Here is a 19,509-nt window from a genome sequence, read left to right as displayed (position 1 = left end):
GCAGCCCCCCACCGGACGGAACAACAGGACGCAACAACAGGACGCAACAACAGCTTTGCCCGGGACCACTGGTCCCGGGCACAGCTGCGTGTCCTGGCCGATGAGTCCTAGCCCATGCCCCTCGGCCGCCACACCACCAGCGCCTGCGACCTCGCCTGCGGACGCTTGCCGCGGGCCAGGCTGACGACGTCGCCGGCGGTTCCTGCGGCGAAGATCCGCGAATCGGCCCCTTGGCGGCGCCGGCCCAGCTCCTCAGTCAGTTCGCCGACCCGGCGCTGCAGGGCGGCCACCTGGTTCTCCAGCTGCAGGATCCGCTTGATGCCCTCGAGCGAGACCCCCTCCTGGGAGAGCCGCTGGACCTCGCGGAGCATGTTCACATCCCGCTGCGAGTAACGCCGCGACTTGCCCGGGGCACGGCTGGGCGAAACGATGCCCAGACGGTCGTACTGGCGCAGCGTCTGCGGGTGCATGTCCGCCAGTTCCGCGGCAACGGAGATGACGAAGATCGGCTGGTCGAAGTCGATGGCCATGGCTGGATCCCGTTCCTAGAGCCGGGCCTTGGCTGTCAGGCCCGCGCGGACGTCCTCATTGGCGGTGGCCGTGGCGAAGGCCTTTACGGCCTCCTCCGCTTCCTTGTTCAGCTTCCGTGGAACAGCGACGTCGATCGTCACCAGCAGATCGCCGGTGGCTTTGGCGTGCTTGACGCCGCGGCCCTTGACACGCAGGGTCCTGCCCGAGGGCGTCCCTGCCGGAACCCTGACCTTGACCGTGTCGCCGTCGATCGTCGGAACCTCGATGTCGGCGCCCAGGGCCGCCTCCGGGAAGGAGACCGGGACGTGGATCCGGAGGTTGTCGCCGTCGCGGACGTAGAATTCGTGCGGCTTTACCGAGACGGTGACCATGAGGTCGCCGTTGCCGGCGGGGGCGTACTGCCCCTTGCCGCGGACGCGGACCTTTTGTCCGTCCTTGATGCCGGCCGGGATGCGGACGTCGATGATCTCGCCGTCCGGTTCACGCAGGCCGATCGTGGTGCCGCGGATGGATCCGCCGAATGAGATCGAGGTCGACGCGGTGCGGTCCGAGCCCTTCTGCGGAGCCCGTTGGAAGGACTGGCCCCCGCCGCCGAATCCGCCGCCGCCGAAGAGATCTGCGAACTCGGGCGGAATGCCGCCGGCCGTGCTGTAGCCGCCGGAGTGGCGGCCTCCGCCGCCGGTAAAGAGGCCGCCGAAGAGGTCCTCGAAGCCAGCTCCGCCGCCGGCCCCGCCGCTTCCGCCAGGGGCAAAGCGTGCGCCGCCGCCCATGGCCCGGATGGCGTCGTACTGCTGGCGCTCATCGGGGTCCGAGAGCACGGAATACGCCTCGGAGATGTCCTTGAACTTCTTCTCCGACGCGACGTTCCCCGCGTTGGTGTCCGGGTGGTGTTGCCGGGCAAGTTTGCGGTAGGCCTTCTTGATGTCGGCGTCGGAAGCGTCCTTGGCGACACCAAGGATCTTGTAGAAGTCCTTGTCCACCCAGTCCTGGCTAGCCAATGGCGTTTCCTTTCAAAAGTCGTGCAGAGTGCGTTTCGCAGATGATGGGCCCCCGCCCCTTCGCGTGGTGGCCTGGTCCTGACGGGCCTGGTCCTGACGGACCAAGCCACCACGCTCCGACAGGCCCGATGCCACTCCCGGGGCCCATCATCTGCTTCGCGCTGTTTCTCAACTCACTTTAGGCGAGCAACACGCTGGCGCGGAGGCCGGATAGGGGGCGGCGGTGTGGAGGGCACCGCGAAGCGGGCACCGCCCCCTATCCGGCGGAGCGCCAGAGGCAACCTACGCCGGTACCGCCACGATCACCTGGGCCGCGCGGAGGACACGGTCGCCGGACTTGTAGCCCGAGCGCAGCACCTGGCTGACGGTGTCGATTTCGATATCCGTGCCGGGCTGCTGGATGAGGGCCTCGTGGATGGTCGGATCGAACTCCACGCCGGTCTCATCGATGCGGACCAGTCCGTACGTCTTCAGCGCAGCCTCCAGTTTGGCGGCGATCGCGGCGAAGGGGCCGTCCGCGAGGTCGCCGTGCTGGCGGGCGGCGTCGACGTCGTCCAGCACCGGGAGCAGGGAGTTCAGGACGCCGATGACGGCCATCTCCCCCGCCACGGCCCGGTCGCGTTCGACGCGCTTGCGGTAGTTGACGTACTCGGCCTGCAGCCGGCGGAGGTCATTCCTGAGCTCCTCCGCCGCGGCCGCGTCAACGCCCTGGGCTACAGATTCCGCGGCGGGCACCTCAACACTGTTGAGGATGTCCTCTGCCTGGGACAGGGCGTCCCCGGAGTCTGCCGCGGCAGCGGCGTGATCCTGGCCGGGGTGGCGGGCCTGGCCGGTCTTCGGATCAACCTTGCGGTTGTCGTGGATCACCGGCTTCTGCGGCTCGTTCTCCTGCTGTTCCGCGTCGCGCCGGCTCTCGGAAGAACCGTGCTCTTCTTCGTTACCGTGGTGCGGCATGATTACTTCTTCTCGTCTTCGTCAACGATTTCGGCGTCGACGATGTCCTCGTCGGAACCGGCTGCCTGCTCGCCTGCGGGGGCACCCTCCGCGCCGGTGGCGCCGTCGGGGGATCCGGCGTGGGCATAGATGGCTTCGCCGAGCTTGCTCTGGGAAGCCTGCAACTTCTCGAACGCGGTCTTCACGGCGGCGTCATCGGTGCCTTCGAGGGCCTTCTTGAGCGCGTCGACGTCGGCCTTGACCTCGGTCTTGACCTCTTCGGGCAGCTTGTCGGCGTTGTCAGCGATCAGCTTGTCCACGGAGTAGGCGAGCTGCTCGGCCGTGTTGCGGGTGTCGGTTGCCTCGCGGCGGGCCTTGTCCTCGGCTGCGTGCTCTTCGGCGTCGTGGACCATGCGGTCGATGTCTTCCTTGGACAGCGCGGTGCCGCCGGTGATGGTCATGGACTGTTCCTTGCCGGTGCCCTTGTCCTTCGCCGAAACGTGCACGATGCCGTTGGCGTCGATGTCGAAGGTGACCTCGACCTGCGGAACGCCGCGGGGGGCCGGCGCGATGCCGGTCAGTTCGAAGGTGCCCAGCGGCTTGTTGTCGCGGGTGAACTCGCGCTCGCCCTGGAAGACCTGGATGGCCACGGACGGCTGGTTGTCATCCGCGGTGGTGAAGGTTTCGCTCCGCTTGGTCGGGATGGCGGTGTTGCGCTCGATCAGGTGCGTCATGATGCCGCCCTTGGTTTCGATGCCAAGGGACAACGGGGTGACGTCGATCAGCAGCACGTCCTTGCGCTCGCCCTTGAGGACACCGGCCTGCAGGGCGGCGCCGACGGCGACGACCTCATCGGGGTTGACGCCCTTGTTGGGCTCCTTGCCGCCGGCCAGTTCCTTGACGAGGTCGTAGACGGCCGGCATGCGGGTGGAACCGCCGACGAGCACGATGTGGTCGATCTCGGAGAGCTTGATGCCGGCTTCCTTGATGACGTCCTGGAACGGCTTCTTGGTGCGGTCCAGCAGGTCCTTGGTGAGGTCCTGGAACTTGGCGCGGGTCAGCTGCTCGTCCAGGTGGACCGGGCCGTCGGGGGTGACGGACAGGTACTGGAGGGAAACGTTGGTGCTGGAGGAGGAGGAGAGTTCCTTCTTGGCCTGCTCCGCGGCTTCGCGGAGACGCTGCAGGGCGATCTTGTCCTTCGTGAGGTCGATGCCTTTGACCTTGAGCTGGTTCAGCAGGTATTCAACGACGCGCTGGTCCCAGTCGTCGCCGCCGAGGTGGTTGTCACCGGCGGTGGCGCGGACCTGGATGGTGGAGAAGTTGTCCTCATCCTTGCCGACCTCCAGGAGGGAGACGTCGAAGGTTCCGCCGCCGAGGTCGAAGACCAGGATGAGTTCGTCTTCCTTGCCCTTGTCCAGGCCGTAGGCCAGGGCGGCCGCGGTGGGCTCGTTGACGATGCGCAGGACGTTCAGGCCGGCGATTTCTCCGGCCTCCTTGGTGGCCTGGCGCTGGGCGTCGTTGAAGTAGGCCGGCACGGTGACGACGGCGTCGGTGACCTTTTCACCGAGGTAGGACTCGGCGTCGTTCTTAAGCTTCATGAGGATACGGGCGGAAATTTCCTGCGCCGTGTACTTCTTGTCGTCAATGGCGACGGTCCAGTCAGTGCCCATGTGGCGCTTGACGGACGCGATGGTGCGGTCAATGTTGTTGACGGCCTGGCGCTTGGCGATCTCGCCGACCAGGACCTCGCCGGACTTGGAGAAGGCAACAACCGACGGCGTGGTGCGGCCACCCTCGGCGTTGGCAATGACGGTGGGCTCGCCACCTTCGAGAACGGAGACGACGGAGTTAGTGGTTCCGAGGTCAATACCTACTGCACGTGACATGGATTGTTTCCTTACTTCCTAGGAATCTTGCGGAGATGGCCGCGGACCCGCAGTGGCTCTAACCGCAAGGGCTCTAACCGCAACGGGTCCGACCGTTATTGAGCGATCTACACTCAACTTTACCCAGAGGGGGACATAAGTCAATTTAAAGTTGAGCGAAGTCGACTCAACTTTGCTTTCCCGTCCTGCCCGAGGCAGCTCCCCGCCGCCTAAATTCCCCTCAATCCAGCCCTTCCGGCGCGTCCAGGGCGGCGTTTCGCCCTGCGCGAACCTGCACGATGGGCGCAGGGGCGCAGACCATGGCAGGGGACCAGCCGGCACCCGCGCCGGCTGGTCCCGCCAGCTTTGGTCTCGTTAGTTGTCGCCCCGAGCGGCGTCGCCGTCGGCAGGCTCTCCCGTTGCCGGCCGGGCGGATCGCTCGGGACGGGACGTACCGGCGCTCCCGTAGTCACCTTCGGGGTATTCACCTTCCTCGGCGACGCGGGCCGACTCACCGGCGACGCCGGCGGGCTCACCTGAGACCCCGCCCTCGCCGTAGTCGCCCTCGGGATAGTCGCCTTCCACGTCGCCGACGACGGCGGCTCCGGCCACGCCGGCCTCGCCATAGTCCCCCGCCGCGTACTCCCCCTCGACGGCGGTGGGCGGGAGTTGGCCGGCCGTGCCGGCGGAGCCGTAGTCGCCCTCAACGTATTGCCCCTCAGGTGCCGCGGCCTCTGCCTCAACTTCCGCGGGACCGGCATCGACGTTCCGCGGCGCCGCTTCTCCGGGGACATTCTCTTCAGGCGTGTTCTCTGCCGGCCTGTTCTCTTCAGGCCTGGTCTCTTCAGACATGGATGGATCCTTCCTGGACGCATCTGGCGCGCCCGTGCGGGCGCAGGGGCAGTCTATCGAGCGCCACGGCAGGGCAACAGGGGAACCTGCTTTACCGGGCAGCGCCGGCCGCCGGCAGGCCCGCGACGTCGGCCAGCACCGCGAGGTGGTGGCCGAAGAGCTCCTCCCGGGCAGTGAACGTGCCTGGGCCGTACTGGCCGAAAACCTCGAAACTGACGGCGCCGAAGAGTGAGGTCCAGGCCAGTGCGCCGCGGGCCAGGAGGTCATCCGGCACCGCCAGGCCGAACTCGGCGCGGATTTTCGCCAGGTCCCCCGCCAGTCCGGCGGCCATGGCAGGACCCCGCCGGTCGGTCGCGGCGAGCCGCCCGGCCCGGAAGGCGCCGTCGAGGATTCCAATTAAGGCCGTAATCACCCTCGTCCCGGGGCCGGTGGTCCGCTCCGCCGGGGCCTGGTAACCGGGCACCGGACTGCCAAAGAGCAGGGCGTAGCGCGATGGCTCGCGCAGCGCCCAGTCCCGCACCGCGCCGCCCAGCGCCGCGAAGCGCCCGCCGAAGTCTTCCTCCGGCACGGCCCCGACGGCGGCATCCACCGCATCGCCAAGTTCGTTGTACGCATCAATCAGCAGAAGGGTCAGCAGCTCCTCGCGGCTCTCCACGTAGCGGTAGACCGCCGAAGAGACGACCCCGAGATCACGGGCCACGGCACGGAGGGACAGCGCGGCGGCCCCGTGCAGCGCCAGATGCTCCCGGCCCAGGCGGACGATATCGGCCACCGTCTGGGCGCGGGCACGGTCGCGCGGGGTGCGCAGGCGCACCGCCGCCGGGGCCGCTCCGGCCGGGCCGGCCGCAACGCCGGAGTCTGTCGCGCCCGCAATCCTGTCCTCTGGCATGAGTCCAGCATTCCACATCCAAGAGCACTGACAACAAATGTGAGCACTGCTCTTGACTTGTCGGCAGCGGCGTCGCATCCTGAATGGGAGAGCACTGCTCTCGTTATTTGAAAAGGAGATCGGAGTGTCCCAACCTGCACCCTCCGGGCACCAACCGTCCCGGCTCCACGTCGTCACAGGGGCCGGGCCGGTGGGCTGGACCGTCTCCGAACAGTTGGCAGCGGCGGGACACCGGGTGCGCCTCCTGACAAGGTCCGGCAGCGGACCCGCCCACCCGCTGGTGGAACGAGTGTCGATCGACGTGTCCGAGCCCGCCCGGCTCGGCGAGGCCTTCCAGGGCGCCGCGGCCGTTTTTCACTGCATCCACGGCTCGCGGTACAACGCCGAGGTGTGGGCCAGGGAACTCCCGGCCGCCGAGCTGAATGTGCTCGCCGCGGCGGGCGCAGCGGGCGCCGTCGTGGTCTTCCCGGAAAGCCTGTACTCCTACAGCACCCCGGAAAACATCATGACCGAGGACAGCCCCCGGCAGGCGCAGGGCGGCAAGCGCGGAGTCCGGACCGCACTGCTCGCAGCCCGGGCGGCCTCCCCCACCGCCACCGTGAGCATGGTGGCCGGCGATTTCTTCGGGCCGCGGGTCCGCAACTCGCACGCCGGCGAGCGCATGGTCCGGCCCGTCGCGGCCGGCAAGCCAATGCAGGTGATCGGGCGGGCGGACCAGCCGCATTCCTTCACGTACGTTCCGGACCTCGCGGCCGCCATGATTGCGGCGGCTGACAGGCCTCAGGTGTGGAACCGGGTATGGCATGCGCCCACCGGACCTGCACTGACCCAGCGCGAGATCGCGGGGGCATTCGCCAAGGCGGCCGGCGCCCGGGCACCGCGTGTCACCGGAGTTCCCGGGTGGGCGGTGAGGGCAATGGGAGTGTTTTCTCCGGATATGCGGGACCTGGCCGAGACCCTGTACCAGTTCGAGCACCCCTTCGTCACGGATTCCATGGCGAGCCAGGCTGCCCTGGGGCTGACACCGACCCCGCTGGACGAGGCAGCCGCCGCCACCGTCGCCTGGTGGGGGGACCAGGGACAGTGACGGCGGCTGCGGTCTTCGGTTCCGCCTAGCGGACCCCGGCCTCCTCGTTTTCAGCCGGATCTGCCTTCGGATTTTCGGCGGGCAGCGTGGCCCGGGCGCCATCGCCGGCCACGGCCCCGCTCCCGGGCCGGCCGAGCTTGCCGGGCCACCAAAGCCGCGGGCCGATGTCGTAGGCCAGCGCGGGCACCAGCAGGGAACGGACCAGCACCGTGTCCAGCAGGACGCCGAACGCGACGATGAAGGCGAGCTGGACCAGGAACATGATCGGGATGACGCCGAGGGCCGCGAACGTGGCCGCCAGGACCACCCCGGCAGAGGTGATGACCCCGCCTGTCACTACGAGGCCGCGCAGGATGCCTGCCCGGGTGCCGTGCTTGAGGGATTCCTCCCGGACCCGGCTCATCAGGAAGATGTTGTAGTCGACGCCCAGTGCCACGAGGAAGACGAAGCCGAACAGGGGCACCGTCGCGTCCGCGCCCGGGAAGCCGAAGACATTGTTGAACACGAAGGCGGAGACGCCCATCGCCGCGGCATAGGACAGCACCACGGAGGCGACCAGCAGGACCGGCGCGAGCACCGAGCGCAGCAGCAGCATGAGGATGACCAGGATGACGCCCAGGACCACCGGGATGATGGTGACGAGGTCGCGCTGGGCAGTGGTGTTGGTATCCAGCGCCGTGGCCGTCACACCGCCGACCAGCACGCCGCTGTCTATCTTCTTCAGGTCCTGGCGGAGCGACACCACGGCGTTTTCGGCCTCGGCGGAGTCCGCGGCGTGGTTCAGCGTCGCGTTGATCAGGACCTTCCCGTCCCTGATTGCGGGGGCAGCCGGTGCGCCCGGGGCGCCGGTGATGACCGGGGCGCCGCCTTCGGCCAGCAGATAGGCGTCTCCGACGCCGTCGCTGGTCTGCAGCTTCGCCAGAACCTCTTGGGCGTTTGCCTCGTCGGCCACGATCACCGCGGGGCTGCCGGACCCGGCGTCGAAGTGCCGGCCCAGGGCATCCTGCCCGTCGACGGCGTTGGAGGCGGTGAGGATGACGTCGGTCTGGGCGACGCCGTTGGCTTTAAGCTGCAGGACGCCGGTAGCGGCTACCAGGAGCAGCAGCACCGAGGCGACCCAGACCGTGCGCGGCCGGCGGGATACGAGCGAACCGGTGGCCCGCCAGAGTCCCTTCTGGCCCTCGAGGCCGGTGACCAGTTCCGGTTCCCGATCGGTTTCCGGGAGCAGCTTGGGCCTGAACGGCCAGAACGCGGCCCGGCCCAGCAGTGCCATCAGGGCCGGCAGCAGGGTCAGGGCGGCGAAGAGCGCGCAGAGGATGCCCGCCGCCGCCACCGGGCCGAGGGCCTTGTTGGAGTTGAGGTCGGAGAACAGCAGGCAAAGCAGCGCGATGATTACGGTGGCGCCAGAGGCCAGGATCGGTTCCCAAGCCGCCTTCCATGCGGTGACGGCGGCGGCCGTCCGGTTGGTGGTGTGGGTCAGGGCTTCGCGGAACCGGGCCACATACAGCAGTGCGTAGTCGGTGGCTGCGCCGATGACCAGGATGGACAAAATGCCCTGGCTCTGGCCGTTCAACTGGATCCAACCGGCCTTGGCCATGCCGAACACCAGCAGGATCGCGGCGCACAGCGCGAAGACCGAGGTGAACAGCACCGTGACGGGCAGCAGCAGGGAGCGGTAGACAATCAGCAGGATCAGGAACACGGCGCCCAGGGCCACGAGCAGCAGGATGCCGTCAATGCCGGCAAAGGCACTCACAAGGTCCGCGGTGAGCCCGGCCGGTCCGGTGACGAAGGTCTGCATTCCGGCCGGCGCGGACGCCCGGACCTCGTTGCGCAGTTCTTTGACCACCGTTTTCACTTCCGCCGAGGAAGCAATGGGCACCACGAACTGGACTGCCTTGGCGTCCTCGGAGGGGATGGGACCGATCACCGTGCTCCCGGCCTGCAGGGCCTCCAGCTTGCCCTTGAGGGCCGCGGTCTCGCGGAGCTGGGCCGGAGTGAAAGCGGAGTCACTCTCAACCACGATCACTGCCGGGATCTCCTTGGAGTCCCTGAACTTGGCCTGCCAGTCCGCGGCCTCGGTGGCCTCGGCTCCGGCGGGAAGGAACGATGCCTGGTCATTGGATGACACCTCGCTCAGGCGGCCGAATGTAGGGCCGCCGACGCCGGCGATGGCCAGCCAGGCCAGGACGAGCACTGCGGGGACCAGCCAGCGCAGCCAGAACGGGACACGGGTCGCCGCGGACGAAGTCGTTTTCATGTTTCCTTCCAGGGTGCGCCTCGGAGTGGGAGCAGAGATCAACTCCATAGTAGACTATCTCCATCATAGAGATAACCCATCGGCCGGGGCACCGGAGGAGAATAGAGACAGCCGGCGTCAGGCCGCTGCGCAGACCCTGCAGTAGACTCCCGAAGGCGCCGTCGACAGCGCCGACCTGCCGCGGTCAGACCGCCGGGGCAGGATCAAGGGACGAAGGAGGTCCGCCGTGTCAGCCGAATCCCCGGGCCTATCCGAAGACGCGGCCTCGCCCAGGAACACAGTCCCGCCCGAAGCCGCCGGTCCGCCGCCCCTCGTCCGGCTCCTGCAGGAATTCACCCTCGAAGCCAACCGCTATGTGGACTCCGCCGGCGGCCGCAATGACATGCACCGCACGGACCTCAACGCCCTCGCCGTCATCATGCGGCACGCGGCGCGGGACCAGATTGTCACTCCAGGGGTGCTGAGGAAAGAGCTGAACCTCAGCTCCCCGGCCACCACCGCACTGATCGACCGGCTCCACAGTTCCGGCCACGTGGTCCGTGAGCGCGAGGGCGCTGACCGCCGCCAGGTGCAGCTGCGCATGACGCCCAAGGCCTACCGGGACGGCGGCGCAATGTTCCTGCCGCTGGCCCGCCATATGGGTGCAGCCATGGCGAACTTCACGCCGGAGGAACTGGAGATCGTCACCCGGTTCATGAACTCCATGATCGATGCCACTGTCCGGGCGGGCGAGGAAGCGGCCCGCGGCCCCGGGCCGGAGCAAGCGCCGGGGCAGCGCCCCGGCTGAATCGCGGCCCGGACGTCACGGATGGGCGGCGGTTTGCGGCCGGCGACCGGGGAGCGCCTCCGCCAGTGCAGAAGGCGCCGTTTCCGGCATCGTTTCCTGTTCTGGGGTCCCGCCAAAGCGCCTGCCGACGCCGACGGCGGCCGCTGCCAGTGCCAGCGGAACCCCCAGCGCCCAGCCGCTGAAGATCAGGACGGCCACCATGACCCCGGCCGCCACGATTACGCCGTACCAGGCAACGGTCCGCGGCTGCAGCAGCCGGATGCCGGCCGCCAGCCCAAACGCGGTGACGGCCGTGAAACACGCCGAGGCCGCGCCGATCTGGAACTGCATGTCGGTGAGTCCGGCGACGGCGGCAGCGAAGGACAGCAAGGTCAGGACGGCCAGAGTTGCCAGGCTTGCGGCGGGTACCTGTCCCCGCCCGGCACCGCGTGCAAGCGCGGGCGGCAGCACGCCGTCGGACGCCAGAGCAGCCCCGAGCCGGCTGGCCCCGGCCACGAAGGTGTTGATGGGGCCGAACGTCAAAACCGCCGCCGCAACCGCGGTGAGCGGGGCCGCCAATGAGCCCAGCCCTTTCTCCAGCAACGCCGCGACGGGCACCGCAGTAGCGGGCAGTTCCGGGCCGAGGACGGCCACCGAGGCGGCGACAACGCCAATGTAGACCGCGCCCACCACAATCAGCGTGAGCCACGTGGCCCGTCGGAGATCGCGCCCGGGGTTCCGGAACTCACCGGCCAGGTGCGAGACGGCTTCCCAGCCGGCGAAGCAGAAGAACAGCAGGCTCGCGGCACCGCCGACCGCCCAGTAGCCGTGCGGGGCGAAGGGCTGGAAATTTTCCGCATTGGCGTGCGGTGCCGCGAGCACGACGGCGAGCGCGAGCAGTGCCACCAGCAGCACCATGAGCGCCAGTTGCATGCGGCTGGAAACCCTGATGCCGACGGCGTTGCTCGCGAAGGCGGCCAGCAGGATCACCGCCGCCGCGAGGACTGCGGTGTCCCGGCCGCCGCCGGCAGCGTGGGCGATGTAGTTGCCGCCGATCACGGCCGTAGCCGAGGCGCCGAAGGGGATCGAAAAGTAGAAGAGGTACCCGGCCACCACCGAGGCGCGGCGACCAAAGGCACGCTTGACGAAGTGGGCGATCCCGCCGGCGTCGGGCTGCTGGCGGCTCATTTCGGCGAAGCTGAAGGCAACGGGAACGCAGAACACCAGCAGGACGGCCCAGGCCAGGAGCGACGCCGGGCCGGCCTCCTTGGCTGCGATGGCGGGAAGCACCAGGACACCCGAGCCCAGGATCGCGCCGACATAGATTCCGGTGGCCCGGAACAGGCCCAGTCCGTTGCCGGCGCCGCTGCCGCTGCCGTCATTTTTTCTGTTGACTTTCACCCCTCCATTCATCCGTAGAATCACCGGCGCCGGAAGCGGCAAAACTGACGGCCACCCGCAAAAAACTGCCTGCCGCCGCGCGCCTGCTGACCCGCAGTCGGGGGTCCACCCTTTTCCGGGCGAGGGAGGGTAGCGTTCCATTATGAGTGCGCAGCAGCCTGACGATGTGTACACGCACGGCCACCACGAGTCGGTGGTCCGTGCCCATGCCTCCCGCACGGCGGAAAACTCGGCAGCGTTCGTGCTCCCGCATCTGATGCCCGGGACCTCCGTCCTCGACGTCGGCTGTGGGCCTGGCAGCATCACCTGCGACTTCGCGGAGCTGGTGGCGCCGGGCAGGGTCACAGGCTTGGACCGCTCCCCCGACATCATCGCCCAGGCCGCGGCCCTCGCCGTCGAGCGCGGCGTGGACAATGTCGGCTTTGCCGCCGGCAACATCTACGACCTCGACTTCCCGGACGAATCCTTCGACGTCGTCCACGCCCATCAGGTCCTCCAGCACCTCACGGACCCGGTCGCGGCGCTGCGGGAGATGCGCCGGGCGGCCAAGGCAGGCGGGATTGTGGCGGTGCGCGACGCCGACTTCCACGGCATGAGCTGGTACCCGGCCATCCCCGAGCTCGACGACTGGATGGAGCTCTACCAGCGAATCGCCCGTCGCAATGGCGCCGAGCCCGACGCCGGCCGCCGGCTCGTGTCCTGGGCGCAGGCCGCCGGCTTCACGGATGTGGCGCCGTCCAGCAGCAACTGGCTCTACGCCACTGGGCATGAGCGGCGGTGGCAGGCCCGGGTGTGGGGCGAGCGGGTGCTGCATTCGTCCTTTGCCGACCAGGCGCTCGAGTACGGCCTGGCCAGCGAGGCGGACCTGGCCCGGATTTCCGCGGGCTGGCACCGGTGGGGCTCCACCGACGACGGCTGGTTCCTGATTCCCAACGGCGAGGTCATCGCCCGGGCGTGAGCGGCGGCCAGCGGTCACAGCACCGGCACAGCCCGCCGAAAGTGCAGCCATAACTCCGCGCCTGAGGCTGGGTACAGGCCGAATCCTCGGCCGGCCCGGAAGCCCGGGCCCCAGCAAAGGAGTTTCACCATGGCAAAGATCAACAAGACCACCGCGGGCATCATGCTCGCTGCGGTGATCGGCGGCGGCGCCATCGGCGCATCGGCCATCCCCGCGATGGCTGCCGATTCCACCGGCAGCTCGTCCTCGACCCGGGCCACCGACGGCTACGGCACCGGGGGCCAGCGCGGCCCGCACCAGGCCAACGGAAAGACGGAGGAGGTCCTCACCGGCGACACCGCCACGAAGGTCGAGGCGGCGGTAAAGGCCGCCCAGCCGGATGTGACGATCGAGCGGATGGAGACCGACGCCGACGGCGCCACCTACGAAGCCCACATCACGAAGGCGGACGGCACGCGCGCCACTGTCCTGCTGGATGCGAACTTCACGGTGACCGCAACCCAGGAAGGCCAGGGCGGCCCCGGCGGCGGCCATGGCGGCCCCGGGGACACCGCCACGGATGGCTACACGTCCAACGGCTAACCCTTAGCGGGTCTTGGGTGCGCCCTTGCACGCCCAAGGCCCGCGATCCTGGCGGCACGGCCGGCCTCCGGGGCGTTCACCGTCGAGTTGCCGGCAGCCATTCCCTGCTTCCGGGTCTGCGGATAGGGTGCATTAGATATCTGCACTGGAGACCCACGGCAAGGAGAAACCCATGCGCAAATTGACGGCCGGCCTTTTCTGCTCTGTGGACGGCGTGGTTGAAGACCCGTTCAAGTGGCAATTCGACAGCTTCGACGAGGAGCTCGGCGCCGGGATGGGCGAGATGATGGGCCGGATCGACACTGCGCTCCTCGGCCGCGTGGGCTACCAGCAATGGGCAGAATACTGGCCCAACGCCGAAAGCGACGCGGACTTTGCCGGATTCATCAATCCGCTGCCGAAATTTGTCGCGTCCCGGACCCTGACAGGCGAACTGGAATGGCAAAATTCACGCCTGATCGAGGGCCCGTTGGAAGACTTCGTCGCGGCCCTGAAGAACAGCGACGGCGGCGAAATCGGGATCTTCAGCAGCATTTCGCTGGTCCACCAGTTACTGTTCGCCGGGCTGCTCGACACCTTGATGCTGATCGTCCATCCCGTGATCGCCGGCAGCGGGCGGCGGCTGTTCAACGACGGCGATGCCCTCACCCGGCTGGAGCTGCAGTCGTCCCAGCAGACCAGCAAAGGCAACATGATTCTCAGCTACGGCCTCCGCCGCGACTGACTCCCGTCATCAATCGGACCCGCCACGGCCGGGACCGTAAACTTACCTGGTGCAACCCTCCCTTTGGCTGGCCCTGGCCGGCGCCGGCGTCCTGATCAGCTTCACTCCCGGCGCGGGCGCCATCAACACCATGAGCAACTCCCTGAACTCGGGATTCCGCCGGTCCCTTTGGGGCATCCTGGGCCAGCAGGCCGCCCTCGTGGTGCACATCCTGATCGTGGCGCTCGGCGTCGGGGTGCTCGTGGCGAGCTCACCGGTTGCGTTCAACGTGATCCGCTACGCCGGCGCCGCATACCTGGTCTACCTGGGCATCCGGCAGTTCCTGCACAAGCCGGACCTGGACCAGGAGAAGGCCGCGGCCCTGCGCAACGAGCCGGGCCTGTCCATGTTCCGCCGTGGCCTCTGGGTCAATCTGCTCAACCCCAAAGCCGTGGTCTTCTTCCTGGCCTTCATGCCGCAGTTCATCCGGCCGGAGCAGCCGCTGCTGCCGCAGTACGTGGTCCTGGCCGCCACCGTGATCGTGATCGACGTCCTGGTCATGTGGTTCTTCTTCGCGGCTGCGGCCCGGTCCTTCCAGCGTTTCACCCGCGACGCCCGCGGACAAAAGGTCCTGAACCGGACGTTCGGCGGGCTCTTCGTCGGCGTCGGCGTCCTCCTGGCCGCAATCCACTAGGCACCGCGGCCGCCGGCGTCCCGGCACCGGCGGCAGGTCAGAGCCCGGGCGCCACCGACAACGCCTGCGCCGTTCCCGCCAGTTCGGGAGCTTCCCGGGCCACGATTTCCTCGACGTAGGCAGTGGCAGCGTCCGCGAGCCCGTCGTAGAGGCGGACAAGGAGTTCCCTGGCCTCGGTCCGCGGCCAGGCTTCCGGCAGGAGCTCGGCGGGAAGATCAGGGTCGCTCCACGGGAACGCCCGCCAGGCGTCCATCAGCTCGGTCCTGGCCCTGAAGGCCTCCGCCGGGCTGACCGTTCCGGCGTCGAGGCGTTCGGCCCAGGGCGTGAATTTTTCGGTAAACGGCCGGTATTGTTCCCTGAACTCCTGCGGTGACCAGGCCTCGACGAGCCGCTTGCCGCGGAGGCTCGATTCAGCGGTGCGGAAGATGACGTAGTCGTCCACGCCGTAGCCCTTGCAGGTTTCTTCGAGTTCCTCGGCGTGGTCGCGCGGAGAGACCCACAGCGCCCCGAACAGCGGCGCGAATCCGCGCCAACGCAGGCGTGAGCGGAACATTTCGCGGACATCCCGCGACGTCTCCGGAATCGAAAACGCGATGACGGTCCAGTGGCCGTCCCATTGGCGGGACTGTTCGCCGAAGTCGGAGACCTGCTCGAGGCCGTGGCGGAGCCGGTTGCGCGCGCCCGGGGTGATCCGGTAGCGCGACGTTCGCCCTGCACTGGACTGTTCGAGTACGCCCCGGGACGCCAGGCGGCTCAACGCCGTCGCCGACGCGGAGGCCGTGATTCCCAGGCCCGCGGCCAGGGCGGCGATGAGCCGGGACGGCAGCCATGCCTCGCTCTTGAACCAGTAGTCAACCAGCAGGGTGAGCAGCTGGTGCTGGGTGGACGGCCCCTTCAAAGGCCGCGGAAAGTCGATGGCCAGGTCCGGGTCCATGCCGGGCAGGGAGGCCGGCCGCTCGCTCATCACGCCTCCATCATGCCAGTCACATCCGCCGCCATTTTATTTTGCACTTAGATTGACGGACGCCAATTCAAGTGCATACTATTGCACCAGAGTGATGGAGGCCACAGCCGACCCCGCCCGCCCTGCTCAGCATGCGAGCCCAAGATCTTCCCCAGCCCCACCTTTCCCGCGCCATATCCCTGCCCACCTAGGAGATCCGCAATGACCGCTGGTCCCATCGTTCCGCCGACGCCGTTGACGCCGCCCGCGGACCAGGCCCGCCCCGTTTCCGCCGAGGGAACCAAACATGCCCGCCGCGCCGCCACCGCCAGCTTCATCGGCAGCACCCTGGAGTACTACGACTTCTTCATCTACGGTTCGGCATCCGCCCTGATTTTCAACAAGATCTTTTTCCCCGGCATCGATCCCGCTCTCGGCACCATCCTGTCCATGGCCACCATCGGCATCGGCTACGTCATCCGCCCCCTCGCGGCCAGCGTGATCGGCCATTTTGGCGACCGCATGGGACGGCGCCAGATGCTGGTCCTGACGCTCGTGGTGATGGGCGTGGCCACCTTCCTCATCGGCTGCCTGCCGCCGGCCTCCGCCATCGGCGCGGCCGCCCCGGTCCTCCTGGTCGTCCTGCGCGCACTTCAGGGCGCCTCCGCGGCCGGCGAATCCGTCGGCGCCGTCACCATGACCATGGAACATGCGCCCAGCAATAGGCGGGCCTTCTACAGCAGCTGGGTCAACACCGGCGCCGTGGCCGGGATCATGCTCGCCTCCCTGGCCTTCCTGGCTGTGTCTCTCCTGCCGCAGGAGGACCTGCTCAGCTGGGGATGGCGGCTGCCGTTCCTCGCCAGCATCCTGGTGGTCGCCGTCGGGCTCTGGATCCGTCTCCGGTTGCCCGAATCCGAGGTGTTCGAAGCCGCGAAGGAAGCGGAAAGCGAGATGGAACTGCCCATCAAGGTGGTTCTCCGCGACCACTGGCGCACTATCGTCAAAGTCATCTTCTTTGGGCTCTGGAGCGTGGTGTCGTCGGTCTTCGCGGCCTTCGGGCTGGCCTACGCAACCGGAAAATTCGGGATCCCGTCCGCCGCCATGCTCGGGGTCACCATCGCCACGGCCGCCCTGGGCATCATCGCCCAGCCCTACGCCGGCATCCTCGCGGACCGGATCGGCCGCAAGCCGGTCTTCATCACCGGCAACATCATTTGCGCCGCGGCCGCCTTCGCCTACTTCTGGTCCATCAGCACCGCGTCCATACCGCTGATCTTCGCCAGCGGCATCCTGTTCATGACCGTGGGCTACGGGATGGTCAACCCGCTGGGCCCGGCCATGACGGCCGAGATGTTCCCCACGAAGATCCGCTACTCCGGCGCCGCCACGGCCTCGCAGCTGGGCCTCGTCGTCACCGGCTTCGCGCCGGCCATCGCCGCGGCCATCGTCCAGCCCGGCCCCACCGGGTGGATTCCCGTGGCCGTCTTCACCGCGGCCTGCTGCCTTGCCTCGGCAGCCGTCACCGCAATCTGGGTCAAGGAAACCTACAACGTCCCCACCGAGGCGCTGGGGACCAGGGAACCCGCGAACGCTTAAATCCTGATCCCAGGACAAAAGCGGAGGGGGGCGGCCGGGTGATTCTCGGCCGTTCCCCTCCCGTCGTGAACAACCCGCAGCCCTCGAACGAACCACACGCCCTGAACACGCCAGTGAGGAAACCTTCCGTGACACCGAGCCCCGCGCTAAAGCCTGTGCTGATTGAACAAGACATCGAAACCCGGATGCCGGATGGCACCATCCTGCGATCCACGGTGTACCGCCCGGCGGACGGGGAACCGTGCCCGGTGCTGCTGACCAGGACGCCCTACGGCCGTGACCTCTCCGTCAACTCCGCCTACTTCAACCCCGTAACCGTCGCGGCGGCGGGCTACGTGGTCATCATGCAGGACTGCCGCGGGCGCTTCGGCTCCGACGGGGTTTTCGACCCGTCCGCCAATGAAGCGTCCGACGGCGCCGCGACCGTCGAGTGGGCCGCACTGCTGCCGTACTCCAATGGTGCCGTGGGGATGTGGGGCCGGTCGTACTTCGCGGAGAGCCAGTGGCGGGCGGCGTCCCTTGCCCCGAAGGGGCTCGCTGCCCTCTCCCCCGGCATTTCCGCCGGAGCCAACGCAAACAACGGTTCCCTCTACCGCGGCGGGGCCTACGAGCTCGGCAGCCGGCTGAGCTGGGGCCATGCCTCTGTCTCTGCCAGCGAGCTCCTCCGCGAATTTGCCGACGACCCGGAACGGCAGGGCAAGGAATTCCAGGCGTGGCTGGATCTGGACCGCTCATTTTCCGACGGCAGCGCCTTCGACACCTTGCCGCTGCGGGATCTCTCGGCACAGCTTGGCACATTCATGAACCGCCATGTCCTCCCCTCGGCCGGGGAGTCGCCGGGCAACAGCTTCACGCGCCTGTGGGACGAAGCATCCAGCAAGCCGGTGCCGTTGCCGACGCTGCACATCGGCGGCTGGTTCGATATCTTCTGCCCCAGCACCCTCTCCCAGTACGCGATGCAGCTCGAACACAGCAAAACGGGGGCCGCGCCCGCGCCCCGGCTTATCGTCGGCCCCTGGACCCACACGAACTTCTCCGCCGGCTACCCCGACGTGCACTTCGGGGTGAACGCTGCCGGGGGCATGATGAACGGCCTGGGGGATCTTTCCGGGCTCCAGACGGCCTGGTTCGATTCCGTCCTCAAGGGCGAGCCGGAGCGGTTGGGGCAGGTGCCGCCGGTCCTGCTGTACTTCATGGGCGAAAACCAGTGGCGCGGTTTTGAGGAGCTGCCTTCGCCGGGCAGCCACCGCGCCTGGTTCCTCGGCGTGGACGGGACGCTGCGGGACACGCCGGGATCCGGCGGTTCCGTCGGCTACGACTACGACCCCCTGGACCCGGTTCCCGCCGCGGGAGGCGCCACCATGATCCACGGGGCGTACCCCGCGGGCCCGGCCGCGCAGCATGCCGTGGAAGCCCGCGCCGACGTCCTGACCTTTACGGCAGAGGCGTTCGAGGAGCCGGTCACCCTGTTCGGCGAGGTCAGCGCTACGTTCTTCGCGGCCTCCACCGCTGTGGACACAGACTTCGTGGTGCGGCTCTGCCGGGTCACCCCAGATGGAACATCCCTGGGCATTGCCGACGGCATAGTCCGCGCGTCCTGGCGGGACAGCCATGCGGGCACAGGGCTGTGGGAGGCCGGCCACGAGCCCTCCCCGATCGAACCCGGCCGGCCGTACGAATACACGGTCAGTCTCTGGCAGACGGCCTGCACCTTTGCCCCCGGCGAGCGGCTCCGCGTCCAGGTCACCTCCAGCTGCCACCCGCGCTGGGACCGGAACCTCAACACGGGCAAGCTGGCCTATGACTCCGCCGAGACACTCGTTGCCCGGCAGTCCATCCTGTTCGGCGAGGGCCACCCCAGCCGGCTGACGGCTGGAATCCTGTGAGCGCGCCCTCGCCTGCAGCCCCGGAAGCACCCGGGCTGACCTTCCTTGCGGAACTCTCCGTCACCGTCGCCGAGCCGATCGACGTCGGGCCAACACCGGAAGGCCACCGGCGCGTCATCCCGATCACCGGCGGAACGGTCAGCGGGCCGGTCCTGAACGGGCGGGTCCTCCCGGGCGGCGCGGACTACCAGCTCCTCCGGAGCGCCACGCTGACGGAGCTGGACGCCCGGTACGTCCTGGAAACCGACGACGGCGGGCGGATCTTCGTGCACAACACCGCTCTCCGGCACGGCTCGGCCCGGGACATCGAGCTGTTGAACTCCGGCTCCGCCGTCGACCCTTCAAAGATCTACTTCCGCTGCTGGCCACGGCTCACCACTGCCTCCCCCGCCCTGGACTGGCTGAACACCCGCCTCATGCTCGGGACGGGCGAACGGCGGCCCGGCCGGGTGGTCATCAGGATCTTCACGGTCGATTAGCGGCCGCCCGGCAGGCCGGGCACAGGCAGGACCGGGGCTGCTTCACCGCAGCCCCGGCCTTTCCGTGTGCTTCCTACGCTCGTGCC

The 19,509-nt window shown here is 68.3% G+C and carries 18 protein-coding genes; 9 read left to right on the top strand and 9 right to left on the bottom strand.

Annotated elements, in window-relative coordinates:
* Positions 1–107 precede the first annotated feature (107 nt).
* The 6 genes from AC1D0A_RS12495 to AC1D0A_RS12470 all read right to left on the bottom strand — a co-directional run bounded on the left by AC1D0A_RS12495 (position 108) and on the right by AC1D0A_RS12470 (position 6,068).
* Positions 108–530 (bottom strand): heat shock protein transcriptional repressor HspR, encoded by a 423-nt coding sequence (locus AC1D0A_RS12495; protein ID WP_028275425.1) that lies wholly within the window; start codon positions 528–530, stop codon positions 108–110.
* A gap of 15 nt (positions 531–545) precedes the next feature.
* Positions 546–1,529, bottom strand: coding sequence for a DnaJ C-terminal domain-containing protein (locus AC1D0A_RS12490; RefSeq protein ID WP_243180598.1), 984 nt, complete (start codon positions 1,527–1,529; stop codon positions 546–548).
* Positions 1,530–1,811: 282 nt separating this feature from the next.
* Entirely contained in the window at positions 1,812–2,483 is a 672-nt protein-coding gene (locus AC1D0A_RS12485) for a nucleotide exchange factor GrpE (RefSeq protein WP_028275424.1), read from the bottom strand.
* 2 nt (positions 2,484–2,485) lie between these two features.
* Positions 2,486–4,348, bottom strand: a complete 1,863-nt coding sequence (dnaK, locus tag AC1D0A_RS12480; RefSeq protein WP_223915273.1) for a molecular chaperone DnaK — start codon at positions 4,346–4,348, stop codon at positions 2,486–2,488.
* 354 nt (positions 4,349–4,702) lie between these two features.
* Positions 4,703–5,179: a hypothetical protein gene (locus AC1D0A_RS12475; protein ID WP_476945947.1), complete on the bottom strand. Its 477-nt coding sequence runs from the start codon at positions 5,177–5,179 to the stop codon at positions 4,703–4,705.
* A 91-nt stretch (positions 5,180–5,270) separates the two neighbouring features.
* Complete coding sequence (locus AC1D0A_RS12470) at positions 5,271–6,068, bottom strand: TetR/AcrR family transcriptional regulator (RefSeq protein ID WP_476945946.1); 798 nt, start codon at positions 6,066–6,068, stop codon at positions 5,271–5,273.
* Positions 6,069–6,192: 124 nt separating this feature from the next.
* Between AC1D0A_RS12470 and AC1D0A_RS12465 the strand changes: the two genes are divergently transcribed.
* The gene (locus tag AC1D0A_RS12465) at positions 6,193–7,155 is read left to right on the top strand and encodes an NAD-dependent epimerase/dehydratase family protein (protein WP_476945945.1); all 963 of its coding nucleotides are present in this window, start codon (positions 6,193–6,195) and stop codon (positions 7,153–7,155) included.
* Between the two features lie 25 nt (positions 7,156–7,180).
* On the opposite strand, the gene AC1D0A_RS12460 is transcribed toward AC1D0A_RS12465, so the two are convergent.
* On the bottom strand, positions 7,181–9,415 hold the full coding sequence (locus AC1D0A_RS12460; RefSeq protein WP_476945944.1) for an MMPL family transporter: 2,235 nt from the start codon (positions 9,413–9,415) through the stop codon (positions 7,181–7,183).
* Between the two features lie 226 nt (positions 9,416–9,641).
* Between AC1D0A_RS12460 and AC1D0A_RS12455 the strand changes: the two genes are divergently transcribed.
* Positions 9,642–10,202 (top strand): MarR family winged helix-turn-helix transcriptional regulator, encoded by a 561-nt coding sequence (locus tag AC1D0A_RS12455; protein ID WP_243180594.1) that lies wholly within the window; start codon positions 9,642–9,644, stop codon positions 10,200–10,202.
* Positions 10,203–10,217: 15 nt separating this feature from the next.
* Here the strand turns inward: AC1D0A_RS12455 and AC1D0A_RS12450 are convergent, their stop codons facing one another.
* Entirely contained in the window at positions 10,218–11,582 is a 1,365-nt protein-coding gene (locus AC1D0A_RS12450) for an APC family permease (protein ID WP_476945943.1), read from the bottom strand.
* A 142-nt stretch (positions 11,583–11,724) separates the two neighbouring features.
* On the opposite strand from AC1D0A_RS12450, the gene AC1D0A_RS12445 reads away from it, so the two are divergent.
* The 4 genes from AC1D0A_RS12445 to AC1D0A_RS12430 all read left to right on the top strand — a co-directional run bounded on the left by AC1D0A_RS12445 (position 11,725) and on the right by AC1D0A_RS12430 (position 14,519).
* Positions 11,725–12,540 carry a methyltransferase domain-containing protein gene (locus AC1D0A_RS12445; RefSeq protein ID WP_243180592.1) on the top strand — a complete coding sequence of 272 codons (816 nt, stop codon included), beginning with the start codon at positions 11,725–11,727 and terminating at the stop codon, positions 12,538–12,540.
* 129 nt (positions 12,541–12,669) lie between these two features.
* Positions 12,670–13,122, top strand: coding sequence for a hypothetical protein (locus tag AC1D0A_RS12440; protein WP_476945942.1), 453 nt, complete (start codon positions 12,670–12,672; stop codon positions 13,120–13,122).
* A 172-nt stretch (positions 13,123–13,294) separates the two neighbouring features.
* Positions 13,295–13,846 (top strand): dihydrofolate reductase family protein, encoded by a 552-nt coding sequence (locus AC1D0A_RS12435; protein ID WP_079550735.1) that lies wholly within the window; start codon positions 13,295–13,297, stop codon positions 13,844–13,846.
* Between the two features lie 49 nt (positions 13,847–13,895).
* Entirely contained in the window at positions 13,896–14,519 is a 624-nt protein-coding gene (locus AC1D0A_RS12430) for a LysE family transporter (RefSeq protein ID WP_028275416.1), read from the top strand.
* A 37-nt stretch (positions 14,520–14,556) separates the two neighbouring features.
* Here the strand turns inward: AC1D0A_RS12430 and AC1D0A_RS12425 are convergent, their stop codons facing one another.
* Positions 14,557–15,483: a PaaX family transcriptional regulator gene (locus tag AC1D0A_RS12425; protein WP_476945941.1), complete on the bottom strand. Its 927-nt coding sequence runs from the start codon at positions 15,481–15,483 to the stop codon at positions 14,557–14,559.
* Positions 15,484–15,684: 201 nt separating this feature from the next.
* Between AC1D0A_RS12425 and AC1D0A_RS12420 the strand changes: the two genes are divergently transcribed.
* The 3 genes from AC1D0A_RS12420 to AC1D0A_RS12410 all read left to right on the top strand — a co-directional run bounded on the left by AC1D0A_RS12420 (position 15,685) and on the right by AC1D0A_RS12410 (position 19,423).
* Positions 15,685–17,058 carry an MFS transporter gene (locus AC1D0A_RS12420; protein ID WP_476945940.1) on the top strand — a complete coding sequence of 458 codons (1,374 nt, stop codon included), beginning with the start codon at positions 15,685–15,687 and terminating at the stop codon, positions 17,056–17,058.
* A gap of 128 nt (positions 17,059–17,186) precedes the next feature.
* Positions 17,187–18,944 carry a CocE/NonD family hydrolase gene (locus AC1D0A_RS12415; protein ID WP_476945939.1) on the top strand — a complete coding sequence of 586 codons (1,758 nt, stop codon included), beginning with the start codon at positions 17,187–17,189 and terminating at the stop codon, positions 18,942–18,944.
* A complete protein-coding gene (locus AC1D0A_RS12410; protein WP_476945938.1) occupies positions 18,941–19,423 on the top strand; it encodes a DUF3237 domain-containing protein in 483 nt (160 codons plus the stop codon). The genes AC1D0A_RS12415 and AC1D0A_RS12410 overlap by 4 nt, the downstream gene beginning before the upstream one ends.
* The last annotated feature ends 86 nt before the right edge of the window (positions 19,424–19,509 follow it).

The organism is Arthrobacter sp. P1_D4 (genome assembly GCF_056406115.1).
Note: the sequence above shows the minus strand (reverse complement) of the source record. Positions and strands in the feature narration are given on the sequence as shown.

Excerpts from the sequence above, each read along its gene's own strand:
- AC1D0A_RS12495 (WP_028275425.1), bottom strand. The coding sequence starts at position 530 with ATGGCCATCGACTTCGACCAGCCGATCTTCGTCATCTCCGTTGCCGCG.
- AC1D0A_RS12485 (WP_028275424.1), bottom strand. The coding sequence starts at position 2,483 with ATGCCGCACCACGGTAACGAAGAAGAGCACGGTTCTTCCGAGAGCCGG.
- dnaK (WP_223915273.1), bottom strand. The coding sequence starts at position 4,348 with ATGTCACGTGCAGTAGGTATTGACCTCGGAACCACTAACTCCGTCGTC.
- AC1D0A_RS12475 (WP_476945947.1), bottom strand. The coding sequence starts at position 5,179 with ATGTCTGAAGAGACCAGGCCTGAAGAGAACAGGCCGGCAGAGAACACG.
- AC1D0A_RS12470 (WP_476945946.1), bottom strand. The coding sequence starts at position 6,068 with ATGCCAGAGGACAGGATTGCGGGCGCGACAGACTCCGGCGTTGCGGCC.
- AC1D0A_RS12460 (WP_476945944.1), bottom strand. The coding sequence starts at position 9,415 with ATGAAAACGACTTCGTCCGCGGCGACCCGTGTCCCGTTCTGGCTGCGC.
- AC1D0A_RS12445 (WP_243180592.1), top strand. The coding sequence starts at position 11,725 with ATGAGTGCGCAGCAGCCTGACGATGTGTACACGCACGGCCACCACGAG.
- AC1D0A_RS12440 (WP_476945942.1), top strand. The coding sequence starts at position 12,670 with ATGGCAAAGATCAACAAGACCACCGCGGGCATCATGCTCGCTGCGGTG.
- AC1D0A_RS12435 (WP_079550735.1), top strand. The coding sequence starts at position 13,295 with ATGCGCAAATTGACGGCCGGCCTTTTCTGCTCTGTGGACGGCGTGGTT.
- AC1D0A_RS12425 (WP_476945941.1), bottom strand. The coding sequence starts at position 15,483 with ATGAGCGAGCGGCCGGCCTCCCTGCCCGGCATGGACCCGGACCTGGCC.
- AC1D0A_RS12420 (WP_476945940.1), top strand. The coding sequence starts at position 15,685 with ATGACCGCTGGTCCCATCGTTCCGCCGACGCCGTTGACGCCGCCCGCG.